General features: G+C 72.2%; 12 protein-coding genes. 5 read left to right on the top strand and 7 right to left on the bottom strand.

Translation table 11 applies throughout. The features are described 5' to 3' along the window. Together G6R24_RS13425 and G6R24_RS13420 are read left to right on the top strand one after the other, a co-directional pair. A partial coding sequence (locus G6R24_RS13425; RefSeq protein WP_163549588.1) for an ABC transporter permease occupies positions 1–1,034 on the top strand: 1,034 nt, incomplete at its 5' end. Between the two features lie 209 nt (positions 1,035–1,243). After that, positions 1,244–2,185 (top strand): ribose-phosphate diphosphokinase, encoded by a 942-nt coding sequence (locus tag G6R24_RS13420; RefSeq protein ID WP_163549587.1) that lies wholly within the window; start codon positions 1,244–1,246, stop codon positions 2,183–2,185. A 135-nt stretch (positions 2,186–2,320) separates the two neighbouring features. Here the strand turns inward: G6R24_RS13420 and G6R24_RS13415 are convergent, their stop codons facing one another. Next, entirely contained in the window at positions 2,321–3,490 is a 1,170-nt protein-coding gene (locus G6R24_RS13415) for a hypothetical protein (protein WP_163549586.1), read from the bottom strand. A gap of 357 nt (positions 3,491–3,847) precedes the next feature. On the opposite strand from G6R24_RS13415, the gene G6R24_RS13410 reads away from it, so the two are divergent. The 3 genes from G6R24_RS13410 to G6R24_RS13400 are packed head-to-tail and all read left to right on the top strand — an operon-like array spanning position 3,848 to position 5,765. Continuing rightward, positions 3,848–4,264, top strand: coding sequence for an ArsR/SmtB family transcription factor (locus G6R24_RS13410; RefSeq protein WP_163549585.1), 417 nt, complete (start codon positions 3,848–3,850; stop codon positions 4,262–4,264). Continuing rightward, complete coding sequence (locus tag G6R24_RS13405) at positions 4,261–5,313, top strand: cation diffusion facilitator family transporter (protein ID WP_163549584.1); 1,053 nt, start codon at positions 4,261–4,263, stop codon at positions 5,311–5,313. Before G6R24_RS13410 ends, G6R24_RS13405 begins: the two co-directional genes overlap by 4 nt. Continuing rightward, positions 5,310–5,765: a cupin domain-containing protein gene (locus tag G6R24_RS13400; RefSeq protein ID WP_163549583.1), complete on the top strand. Its 456-nt coding sequence runs from the start codon at positions 5,310–5,312 to the stop codon at positions 5,763–5,765. The genes G6R24_RS13405 and G6R24_RS13400 overlap by 4 nt, the downstream gene beginning before the upstream one ends. 39 nt (positions 5,766–5,804) lie before the next feature. Here the strand turns inward: G6R24_RS13400 and G6R24_RS13395 are convergent, their stop codons facing one another. The 6 genes from G6R24_RS13395 to G6R24_RS13370 form a co-directional block, all read right to left on the bottom strand. Then, positions 5,805–6,275 (bottom strand): hypothetical protein, encoded by a 471-nt coding sequence (locus G6R24_RS13395; RefSeq protein ID WP_163549582.1) that lies wholly within the window; start codon positions 6,273–6,275, stop codon positions 5,805–5,807. A 16-nt stretch (positions 6,276–6,291) separates the two neighbouring features. Beyond that, entirely contained in the window at positions 6,292–6,600 is a 309-nt protein-coding gene (locus tag G6R24_RS13390) for a hypothetical protein (RefSeq protein ID WP_225438483.1), read from the bottom strand. 83 nt (positions 6,601–6,683) lie between these two features. After that, positions 6,684–7,898 (bottom strand): beta-ketoacyl-[acyl-carrier-protein] synthase family protein, encoded by a 1,215-nt coding sequence (locus G6R24_RS13385; RefSeq protein WP_163549581.1) that lies wholly within the window; start codon positions 7,896–7,898, stop codon positions 6,684–6,686. A gap of 392 nt (positions 7,899–8,290) precedes the next feature. Beyond that, complete coding sequence (locus tag G6R24_RS13380; protein WP_163549580.1) at positions 8,291–9,112, bottom strand: enoyl-CoA hydratase-related protein; 822 nt, start codon at positions 9,110–9,112, stop codon at positions 8,291–8,293. A gap of 123 nt (positions 9,113–9,235) precedes the next feature. After that, positions 9,236–10,072, bottom strand: a complete 837-nt coding sequence (locus G6R24_RS13375; RefSeq protein WP_163549589.1) for an SAM-dependent methyltransferase — start codon at positions 10,070–10,072, stop codon at positions 9,236–9,238. 250 nt (positions 10,073–10,322) lie between these two features. Beyond that, positions 10,323–10,766 (bottom strand): TIGR03618 family F420-dependent PPOX class oxidoreductase, encoded by a 444-nt coding sequence (locus tag G6R24_RS13370; protein WP_163549579.1) that lies wholly within the window; start codon positions 10,764–10,766, stop codon positions 10,323–10,325. Positions 10,767–11,019 lie beyond the last annotated feature (253 nt).

The following is an 11,019-nucleotide window of genomic DNA, read 5'->3' as shown; positions in this document are numbered from 1 at the left end:
ACCGGACGTTTCAGGTGATCACGGGGTTGTTCGTGGTGGCGATCGCCGCGACGGTGCTGATCCTCAACGCGGTGGACGGGTCGCCCCCGACGCGGACGGTGGCGCTGACGGCGGCCGACGGGCGGCAGGCCGCCTCGATCGTGGCGGCGGGGCGTTCGCTGGGCGAGCAGGTCCAGGTGCGCACGGTGGCGGACGCGGCGGCGGGGAGTCGGGCCGTCCTGGATGGGGATGTGGATGCGTTCGCGCAGGTCACCGCGTCCGGGAGTTATCGGGTGGCGGTGAAGGACGAGTTGGGCGACGCGCTCGGGTCGGTGTTGACGGTGACGGCGCTGCGTTCGGATGAGGACCGGTCGGGGTCGCGGTTGTTGCTGGGGATGCTCGCGGGTGGGCTGATCTACGTCTCGCTGATCACTTTCGGGCCGCAGGTGTCGCAGGGGGTGATCGAGGAGAAGTCGCCCCGGGTGGTGGAGCTGCTGCTCGCGGTGGTGCGGCCATGGCAGCTGATGGCGGGCAAGGTGCTGGGGATCGGCGTGGTGGCGTTGGCGCAGCTGACGTTGATCGGCGTGGTCGGGTTGGGGTTGGGGTTGGCCACCGGGCAGCTGGACATGCCGGCGGGGCTGGCGGTGGGGGCGGTGGCGACGGCGTTGCTGTGGTACCTGCTGGGGTTCGCGATGTACGCGCTGCTGTTCGCGGGGGCGGGGGCGCTGGTCAGCCGGCAGGAGGACGCCACCGGGGTGACGATGCCGATCATCGTGGCGTTGATCATCCCGTACATGGTGGGGTTGACGGTGTTGCCGGCGTCGCCGGAGAGCACGCTGGTGCTGGTGTTGGCGATGATTCCGCTGTTCGCGCCGATCCTGATGCCGATGCTGGTCGGGGTGGGCGCGGTGGCGGCGTGGCAGGTGGTGGTGGCGGTGGTGCTCACGGTGGCGATGATCGTCGTGTTGGTGTGGCTGGCCGGTCGGGTGTACGGCAACGCGGTGCGACGTTCCGGTACCAGGATCGCCCTGCGTGATGCCCTGCGCGCCGGTTGACGTGTGGCGGGCGCGCGGGCTGTGCGCTGTGTGTCTCCGAGGGTGAGCCTTGTCGGGAAACGGGGCGTGAACGGGGGTCGGCTAGGTAGCATCCGGGGCGATCCAGGACGTCCGGCCAGGCCGTGCAGCGCCATGTGCTGTGTCGGGGTGGGACGTCTCGCCGGCCCGCAGCGTCGCGGGACGCCGGAGAACAGGACAGGGAGCGGTCCGTGCGCGACATCGCCGTTTTCAGCGGCAGTGCCCACCCCAGCCTCGCCGAGGAGATCTGCACCCATCTCGGGGTGCCGTTGCACCGGGTTCTGGTGCAGCGTTTCGCCAATGACTGTCTGGAGGTGCAGCTGCCGGCGAACTGCCGGGAGCGCGACGTGTTCCTGATTCAGCCGCTTGTGACTCCGGTGCAGGAGAACCTCGTCGAGCTGCTGCTCATGTTGGACGCGGCCCGGGGTGCGTCGGCGGCGCGGACGACCGTCGTGCTTCCTCACTACGCCTACGCGCGTTCCGACAAGAAGGACGCGCCGCGGATCTCCATCGGGGGACGGCTGGTGGCCGACCTGCTGGTGGCCGCGGGGGCGAGCCGGGTACTGGCGATGACACTGCACTCCCCGCAGGTGCACGGGTTCTTCAGCATTCCCGTCGACCATCTGCATGCCCTGCGGGAGCTGGCCAAGCACTTTCGCCAGCATGATCTGTCGAACACGGTGGTCGTGTCGCCGGACCTGGGTAACGCCAAGGAGGCCGCGGCGTTCGCGCGGATGCTCGGGGTGGGGGTCGCCGCCGGTGCCAAGCAGCGTTTCGCCGATGACCGGGTGAGTATCTCCGCGGTCATCGGTGAGGTCGCCGGCAAGGACGTCATCGTGCTCGACGACGAGATCGCCAAGGGCAGCACCGTGCTGGAGCTGTTGGAACGGCTGCGGGAACTGGACGTGCGGTCGGTGCGGGTGGCGTGCACGCACGGGCTGTTCTCGTCGGGGGCGCTCAAGCGGATCGCCGACCAGCCGGAGGTCGCCGAGATCGTGTGCACGAACACGGTCCCGGTGCCGTTCGGGGAGCGGGTGCCGGAGCTGACGGTGCTGACGGTGGCGCCGCCGTTGGCCGAGGCGATCCGTCGTATCCACAACGGCGAGTCCGTCAGCGCCCTGTTCGACGCCTGACCCGTCCGTCGCTGACCCGTTCGTCCCTGGCCGTTCACCGCGGCCAGTGATGTCTGGTCGTTCCCCGCTGGCCGTTCACCGCGGCCAGCGGGGTCACAGGGTGGCCCAGCGGGGTCACAGGGTGGCCCAGCGGGGTCACAGGGTGGCGGGGACCTGGTAGACGGCGGCGCGTCGGGGGGTGTTCGGTGGCCAGGTGGCGGAGGCGGCGACCAGGCCCGACTCGTTGACGCGCCACAGCGGGCGGTACTGGGACGTGGTGAACCCGTTGATCCCGTCGAGCCAGGCCGAGACGCCGCCGCGCCAGGCGAACCCGGCGTTGTCGGTGTAGATCCGGCCGTACAGGGCGATGCCGCTGTCGGTCAGGGCGTAGCCGCGGAACGCCAGCGGTCCGCCGTCCGGGCTGATCTGGACGGCGGTGCCGGCGTCCCACAGGTAGGTGGCGCCGGTGCGGAAGTCCTCGGTGTCGATGAGGATCTGGCCGTGGCGGTTGAGCGCGGAGGCGGTGGCGCCGCGCTGCTGGGGGCCGGGGTCGCCGAGGTCGGTGAGCTGGCCGTCCTCCCAGCGGAACGGGGTGGGTTGGAGCAGCCCGTCGCCGTTGCGGGCGCCGGTGTCCGCCCCGCCGACGACCACCCCGTCCTCGCCGAGGGCCCGCGGGTAGGTGGAGATCCCCCGCCCGCGGACGAGCACGCCCAGATCACGCCAGAGTCCGTTGTCGTAGAGGCCGCCGCCGGTGAGGATGTCCAGCCCGTTGAGCATGCTGAACGAGGCGAGGATCTGCCCGGCGTTGTTGATCGCGATCGGTACGCCGTTGCGGTAGGACGGCAGGAGCCGGGCGAGGTCGGTGATGATGCCGTTCTCCCACAGCAGCAGTCCCTCGCGGGCCACGTCGGGTCCGTCGGCGTTGCCGACCACCTGCCCGCGGTCGTTCTGCATGATCGGGATGAAGCCGGTCGGCAGCAGGGTGATGCGGTCGTCGCGGTAGACGAAGCCGACCGATGGGCGGTCGCGTATCTCGAGCCGGCCGATGATCTGGCCCTGGGCGTTGATGCCGGTGGCGCGGGCCCCGAACTCGCGCAGCAGTCGTAGTCCGCGGCTGGACGTCCAGGTGAACGCGTTGAGACCCTGGGCGCCGTACCAGCCGGTGACCTCGCCGGCGGCGTTGACGCCGGTGGCCGCGGAGAGCGCGTACGCGGTCGGCTGCGTCCGCGGATCGAGGATCGTCGGGGTGAGGTGGCGGGTCGGGATGGCGGCCAGGGCCGCGGTGGGGCGTAGCAGCAGGCCGCCGCCGGCGAGTCCCGCCGCCATCAGCAGCTCCCGGCGCCCCAGGCCCGCGCGGGCGAGCGGCCCTCGCCGTCTCGGTTCCTGGTGGCCCGGTCCGCGTCGCCCGGGCCTTCGCCCGTCCTCCGCTGCCGGGTCCTCCGCTGCCGGGTGCTGCGGTGTTCGTCCGTCCGGTGCTTCGTGCTGTCCCATGATGCCGACCTCCTCCACTGAGGGCGCCACCATTGCATGACTGTCCGTAATGGCGAAGCTTTCGGACGGTGCCGCGAGGCCGTGTCGTCCGGCGCTCGGCGGACGGTCGGACAGTCCGGCGGGGTGGGTGGTCACACCGATGGATGGTTCAGGCTTGGCTGATGTCAGCGTCGGCTGTACTTTTGAGGGGTGATGACTGTGGCGTCCTCCGCGGAGGTTCTGGCCCGGTTCGGGCATGCGTTGTCCGAACCGACGCGGGCTCGGCTGCTGCTGGTGCTGCGTTCCGGTGGGGCGTATCCGTCCGAGCTCGCGCAGGTGCTCGGGGTGAGTCGGACGAACCTGTCCAACCATCTGGCCTGCCTGCGCGGCTGCGGTCTGGTCGTCGCCACGCCGGAGGGGCGCCGCCAGCGCTACGAACTCGCCGACACCAAGCTGCACCACGCCCTCGGTGACCTGCTTGACGTGGTGCTCGCCGTCGATCTCGACCATCTGCACAGCTTCGTCGCCGACCTCGACGCGGACGCCGACCTCGACACCGGTCTGGAGCCGGCCGCCGGCCGTGCGCCGGGCCCGTCCGCCGTGCGGCCGCAGGACGCGGCGATGTCATGACCACACATGGCCACAGTCATGGGCATGGCGGGCATGGGCATCAGCACGGGGCCGCGGTGGGGCGGGCCACCGCGGCCCAGCGGCGGCGGCTGTGGGTGGCGACGGGGCTGAACCTGGCGATCGTGGTGGTGCAGGCGATCGCGGGGGTGGCGGCCGGGTCGATCGGGCTGCTCGCGGATGCCGGGCACAACCTGACCGACACCGCCGGGGTCGCGTTGGCGCTGGTGGCGCTGATCCTGTCGCAGCGTCCGCCGTCCGCGCACCGGACGTTCGGCGGACTGCGCTGGCCGGTGCTCGCCGCGCAGGCGAACGCCGCGGCGATCCTGGTGGTCACCGCGCTGCTGGCGGTGGAGGCGCTGCGCCGGCTCGGGTCGGCGCAGACGGTGAACGGGCCGCTGGTGGTGCTGGTCGCGCTGGTCGCGGCCGCCATCAACGGGGGATGCGCGTTGGCGGTGCGCGAACGTGACGCCGATCTGAACACCCGCGCCGCGGTGCTGCACCTGAGCGGGGACGCGGCGGTGTCGGTGGCGGTGGCCGCGTCCGGGCTGGTGATCTGGCTGGTGGACGGCTGGTACTGGCTGGACCCGGCCGTGTCGCTGGCGATCTCCCTGCTGATCGCCGCCCAGGGGGCGCGGCTGCTGGTCAGCGCGTCGCGGGTGCTGCTCGAGGCGGCCCCCGAGAACCTGGATGTCGCCGCCGTGCGCGCCGACATCCTCGGCCACGAGCACGTCCTGGACGTCCACGACCTGCATGTGTGGGGCCTGTCCGACCGGGTGCTCGCCGCGTCCGTGCATGTGGCCCTCGGTCATCTCGACGGTGGGGACGGCGATGACGGTGGGCATCCGAGTCTGGCGCAGGCCCGTGAGGTCTCCGGGGAGATCCGCACGATGCTCGCCGCCCGGTACGGCATCACCCACGTCACCGTCGAAGCCGAATGCGAACCGTGCATCCCCCCGCCCGGTAACCCCTGCGCGATCGCGGTCCCCCAGCCCTGCGACGCCCCGGCCACGTCGGCCACGTCGCGTCCCCGCGCGGACAATCAGGTATGACACATGGCACGGTGATCCGTCCGGTGGACGCCCGCACCTTCCCCTACGCCGGGCAGTCGATGGCCGTTCTGGCCGAACCGACGCCCGGGGTGGACTCGCTGGCCGCCGCGGAGATGATCGTCCCGGCGCGTTTCGCCGGCCCGATACCGCACGCCCACCATGGTTTCGACGAGGCGCTGTACGTCCTGGAGGGCACGCTGCTGCTCACCTACGGTCATGAGGATCCGGTGGAGGCGTCCGCGGGCACCTTCTGCCTGGCGCCGCGCGGGGTGCGGCACACCTTCGCCAACCCGAGCGAATCCCCGGTGCGGGTCCTGGGCCTGTGGACACCGGGGAGCGCCGGGCTCGCGTTCATGACCGACATCGGCGCGATCATGCCTCCCGGTGGTGCCCCCGACCCCGATCTCGTCGCCGACCTGTACCGCCGGCACGCCAGCGACCTGCTGCCCTGACCCGCCCACGGCCCGTGCCCGACCGACGGCCGAGAGCGGTCAGGGGTGTCGGCGACGGATCTGGCTGCGGGCCGCGAACCCGGCGGCGAACGCGGCGAAACCCAGTGCGGCGGCCCGTCCGGTCGGGTGGTGCGGACCGGGGCGGGCGGCGCGCAGGTGTGGTTCCACCCGGCGGCTGCCCGTGGCCAGACCCCCGGTGCGGGAGTTCACGTCGGCTCCGAGGGTGACCAGGGGGCCGGTCGGGCCGTGGATCTCGACCGTCACGCCCTCGGCGGCGAGGGTGTCGGCGAGTTCTCGCAGGCCGGCGCGCCCCTGGGGAAGGGTTCCCGGCCGGGTGCCGGCCGGGACGGCGGCGAGGGCGGTGAGCAGATCTCCCGTGGCCGACCACAGCCGGCCCGGTTGACCGGTGGTGATCCGGATGCGGTCGGCGGACGCCTCCAGGCGCCCGCCGACCGACCCGGAGCCTTCTTCGACGCTGAAGGCGATGTCGCCTTCGAAGCGGGCTGTCATGCGAAGCGGGCTGTCACTAGCGCACGGCGCCGTTGGCGGCACCGCCGACGGAGTCGTTGTCCGAGGTGACGATGCGCAGCGTGCCGTGCAGTCGCCAGGTCGCGCGGGCGGCGTCGGGCCCGGTGTCGCGCGGGACCTCGACGAGCATGTCCACGAACTGGTAGTTGATCACCGCACCCTTGCCGGTCAGGAAGGACCACAGGTCCTTGCCCAGGTCCGTCCAGTCGACAACCGCTCGGTCCGCACTCGTCTGGGTCTGCACCATGAGGACGCTCCCCTGCTCGTCGGTCAGGCGTGGGAGTTCGCGATGCTTGCGCACGCCCACCGCGAACCTATGACGGTCCGCCCCGGAGCACACCTTGAACGGTGTCGGATCGGAACCGGAGCGTGATCGACCCGGGTCGGGTCTCAGGCGGCGGTAAAGACCAGGGCGGCGTTGTGACCGCCGAAACCGAAGGCGTTGGCGACGGCGGCGCGCAGCACACCGGGGCGGGCGGTGCCGGTGACGACGTCGAGTTTGACGGCGGGGTCGAGCCGCTCCAGGTTGCGGATCGGGGGGATCAGGCCGTCGCGTAGCGCGCAGATCGTCGCGGCCGCGCCGATCGCCCCGGCGGCGCCGAGGGTGTGACCGGTCATCGCCTTGGTGGCGGTGACCGCGGGATGCGCGCCGATCGCCGTCTCGATCGCCTCCGCCTCGCGGGGATCACCGGCGGGGGTGGAGGTGGCGTGGGCGTGGACGAGGTCGACGTCGGTGGGGGCGACGCCGCCGCGGGCCAGCGCGGTGGTGATCGCCCGGGCCTGGTTGGCCGGGTCGGCGGCGACGATGTCGATGGCGTCGCAGTTGACCGCGCAGCCGGCGGCCACGGCGAGGGCCTGGGCGCCGCGGGCGGCGGCGAACGACTCGCGTTCGAGGACCACGATCGCGACACCTTCGCCGAGGACGAAACCGTCCCGGTCGGCGTCGAAGGGACGGGAGGCGGCGGCCGGGTCGTCGTGGCGGGTGGACAGGGCGCGCATCTGGGCGAACGCGGCCAGCGGCAGGTTGTCCACGGGTGCCTCGACGCCGCCGGCGACGACGACGTCGGCCTGACCGTGTTGGATCATCTCCATGCCGATCGCGATCGCCTCCGCGCCGGACGCGCAGGCGCTGACCGGGGTGCGGGCGCCGCCGCGGGCCCCCAGGTCGATGGCGACCCAGGCCGCCGGGCCGTTGGCCATCAGCATGATGATCGCGTGCGGGGACATCCGGCGGGCGTTGCCGGCCTCGACGATGCGGTGCTGGCTCAGGGTGGACTGCACCCCGCCGTAGCCGGTGCCGATGACCACGGCGAGCCGGTACGGGTCGACCTCGGGTTTGCCGGCCTGCGCCCAGGCCTCGCGGGCGGCGACCAGCGCCATCTGCTCGCCACGGTCGAGTTTGCGGGCCTCGGCGCGCGGCAGGGACGCACCCGGGTCGACGGGGAGCCGGCCGGCTAGGCGTACCGGCAGGTCACGGGCCCAGTCGTCTTCGATGAGGCTGATGCCGGAGGCGCCGGCGAGCAGCCCCTTCCAGCTGGTGGGCAGGTCTCCGCCGAGCGGGGTCATCGCGCCAAGCCCGGTGACCATGATTCGTTCGTCCGCCATCCGCTCGTCCCTCTCACCTGTGACCGGGGGTCTGACCGTGACCGTCCCGGTGTCCCTCGTCGATGGGCTCGTCGGCGTTGTCCGCCGAGGTGCCGCCGCCGCGTGTTGTCCGCCGATGCTCCCATCGACGGACGTGTCCGCCGACGACCGCCGAGTCGCACGCGCGTCGTCTTGCGGCCATGCCACCGACATGCCACCGACGTGTCCGTCCACCCTGTCAGGTGGGTGAGTGGGTGGCCCAGGGCTGGCAGCGCCGAGAGCCACGGCCAGGCGTTGTAGCCTGCCCACAAAACCCGCCACCCATCGACGTCGACATCACCGATGCCCGCCTCCACCCCCATCCGGGCTCACCGTTCGAGCTCACCCACCGCTGCGGTGCGTCGGCGTTCGGGTCAGCGGCCCCGCCACTGCGGGGTGCGCTTCTCGATGAACGACCGGGTGCCTTCCTTGGCGTCATCGGTGGCGAACACGAACTTCTCCAGCTCGGAGAGCCGGTCGAAGATCGCGGTCGTCTCGCCGGCGGCCAGCCGCACGGCCTGCTTGGTGGCCGCGACAGCCAGCGGACCGTTGGCCGCGATCGAGGTGGCGAGGGCGAGGGCCGTGTCCAGAACCTCCTCGGTCGGCACGGCCCGGTTGGCCAGCCCCAGCGCCTGCGCGCGCTCACCGTCGATGTAGTCGCCGGTGAGCGCGAGCTCCAGGGCGAGGGCCAGCGGCAGCCGGGTCCCGAGGTAGGCCACTCCACCGCCGGAGGCGATCAGCCCGCGCTTGACCTCCGGCAGGCCGTACTTGCCTTTCGTGGACAGCACGACCAGGTCACACGACAGCAGCAGTTCGAAGCCACCGCCGACCGCCGTGCCGTTGGCCGCGCCGATCAGCGGCACGGTGATCTCCCCGCGGATCATCCGGCGGAAGGCCACTATCCCGGCCTTCTGTCGATCGGTGCGCTCCCGCTTGACCCCGCTGGAGAACACCTTGAGGTCCATGCCGACGCAGAACGCCCGGTCCCCGGTGGCGGTGAGCACGACGGCGCGGATGTCCGGGTCGTTCTCGGCGTCGATCAGCGCCGCGCCCAGGTCGGAGGCGACTTCCCCGGTCAGTGCGTTGCGTGACTCCGGCCGGTTGAGCCGCAGGATCAGGATCGGGCCGCGCCGTTCGGAGAGCAGCTCGTCCTCGTCGGGGGTGATATCGGGGGTGGTGCCGGTGGCCGTCGTCATCGCGGGTCTCCCACGGTCGTCTCACAGGCGCGGTCGCGGTGACCGCACCTGTCCAGCTGTAGCACGTCCGGCGTGGACAGCGGTTTTTTGCGCCGCCGCCGCCGGTCCGCCGCCGCGGGCGGGTCAGGGTTTGCGGGCGATGGCGGCGTAGCAGCTGACCTGGGCGTCGGTGAGGTCCGCGGGGATCGGGCCGTCGGGACGCCAGCGGTGCGCGAGCGTCACGCCGGGTTCGAGCAGCTCCAGGCCGTCGAAGAAGCGCACGAACGCCTCCCGGCCACGCGGCGCCGCGGACACCCCCCGGGCCCGGTAGGCGGGGGCGGCGCCGCCGCCGACGGCCGCGTCGAAGTCGGCGGTGCCGTGCGAGATCGCCAGATGACTCCCGGACGGCAACGCCGCCAGCAGCCGGGCGACCAGGCTGTACGGGCCGTCCTCGTCCGGGACGAAATGCAGGATCGCGATCAGGGACAGGGCGACGGGCTGGTCCAGGTCCAGGGTGTCGCGCAGGGCGGGGGCGGCGAGGATCGCCTCGACGTCGCGCAGGTCCGCGTCCAGGTAGGCGGTGCGCCCGGACGGGGTGCCGGTGAGCAGGGCGCGGGCGTGGGCGAGCACGATCGGATCGTTGTCGGCGTACACCACCCGCGCGTCGGGGGCGACGTCCTGGACGGTCTCGTGCAGGTTCGGGGAGGTCGGAATGCCCGTGCCGATGTCGAGGAACTGGCGGATGCCCACGTCGGCGGCCAGATAACGCGCCGCCCGGGTCATGAACGCCCGGTTCTGCCGGGTCGCGGTCCGCAGATGCGGGAAACCGGCGAGGGCCTGCTCGGCGGCGTCGCGGTCGGCGGGGAAGTTGTCCTTGCCGCCGAGCAGGTAGTCGTACATCCGCGCCGAGTGCGGCTGGTCGGTGCGCAGGTTCACCGGCTGGCGCGGGGCGGACTGCCAGGCGTGTCTGGTCCAGGCCATCGCTGACGGCGGGCCACCTGGCCCGCCGTCAGCGATGGCCTCCGCCGCACCGTCCGCGGTGGAAACGTCGTCGTTCGCCATGGTTGCGCTACCCCCAGCCTGGTGATCCTGAGGAAGTTCGCCGGCAGGGCGGAATCTTCCAACCGGAGAAAACGTACTTGTCCGGCGGTGGACGCTGGGCGACGGGTCGGCGTCGGTGCGGGGCCGGTCGGGAGAGGGCCTGGCCGGCGGCCGGGTGGGGGCCTGGGTGTCAGGGGCCGTAGATACGGGTGGGGGTGAGGAACACCGCGGTGCGGCGCTGCTCGAGCATCGTCCGGTCGTAGGTGGGCCAGTCGTCGTGGGTGCCACCGGCCGCCAGGAAGATCTCCCGCAGCAGCAGTCGCAGTCGTTCGGCGTCCACTCCCGGAAAGGCGTCGTCCGGGCCGACGAGCTGGGCGGTGCCCTCCACCGTCGCCCACCGCCAGCCCGAACGCACCGTCGCGCTCGCCGCCGGTCGGGCCTGCAGATGCGCGAGTTTCACCGCCCCGTAGGTCACGAACGCCACCACCCGCGGCACGGACTCGTCCAGCGGATGCGCCATGAAGGCCACGTTGACGACGGACGCCTGCACACCGCCGTCCGGTCGCTGCGTCGAGATCACGGCCAGGCCGCTTTCCGCCCGGCCAAGCTGGGCGGCATCCTCGAAGCTGGTCACGTCGTCGTTCACCCTTCGTCGCGACAGTCGGCCGGCGTCCGCAATCCCGGACGCGCCTGGTGGCGTCCCTCCCGGTGGGGATCCCGTTCGGTGACGCCCCATGGTAGGTCGCCACCGCCCGTCCGCCGCCCCGATGGGACTCATGGCCCCCCACCGGCAGGCGAGAGGAACCGCGCAGGATTGAACGGTCAGGGCGGCTCGGTCGGCTACGGTGAACGCATGTGCTGCTGCGCTGCCATGACCACCCGTACCG

This window comes from Candidatus Frankia nodulisporulans (assembly GCF_902806475.1).
GTDB classification, from domain to species: domain Bacteria; phylum Actinomycetota; class Actinomycetes; order Frankiales; family Frankiaceae; genus Frankia; species Frankia umida.
The sequence above is the reverse complement of the archived record's forward strand: the minus strand, read 5'-3'. Positions and strand labels throughout refer to the sequence as shown.

Bases quoted from the DNA above. Each gene is read 5' to 3' on its own strand.
- G6R24_RS13415 (WP_163549586.1), bottom strand. From the start codon at position 3,490: ATGGCGGCGGGACTCGCCGGCGGCGGCCTGCTGCTACGCCCCACCGCG.
- G6R24_RS13410 (WP_163549585.1), top strand. From the start codon at position 3,848: ATGACTGTGGCGTCCTCCGCGGAGGTTCTGGCCCGGTTCGGGCATGCG.
- G6R24_RS13405 (WP_163549584.1), top strand. From the start codon at position 4,261: ATGACCACACATGGCCACAGTCATGGGCATGGCGGGCATGGGCATCAG.
- G6R24_RS13400 (WP_163549583.1), top strand. From the start codon at position 5,310: ATGACACATGGCACGGTGATCCGTCCGGTGGACGCCCGCACCTTCCCC.
- G6R24_RS13395 (WP_163549582.1), bottom strand. From the start codon at position 6,275: ATGACAGCCCGCTTCGAAGGCGACATCGCCTTCAGCGTCGAAGAAGGC.
- G6R24_RS13385 (WP_163549581.1), bottom strand. From the start codon at position 7,898: ATGGCGGACGAACGAATCATGGTCACCGGGCTTGGCGCGATGACCCCG.
- G6R24_RS13380 (WP_163549580.1), bottom strand. From the start codon at position 9,112: ATGACGACGGCCACCGGCACCACCCCCGATATCACCCCCGACGAGGAC.
- G6R24_RS13375 (WP_163549589.1), bottom strand. From the start codon at position 10,072: ATGGCCTGGACCAGACACGCCTGGCAGTCCGCCCCGCGCCAGCCGGTG.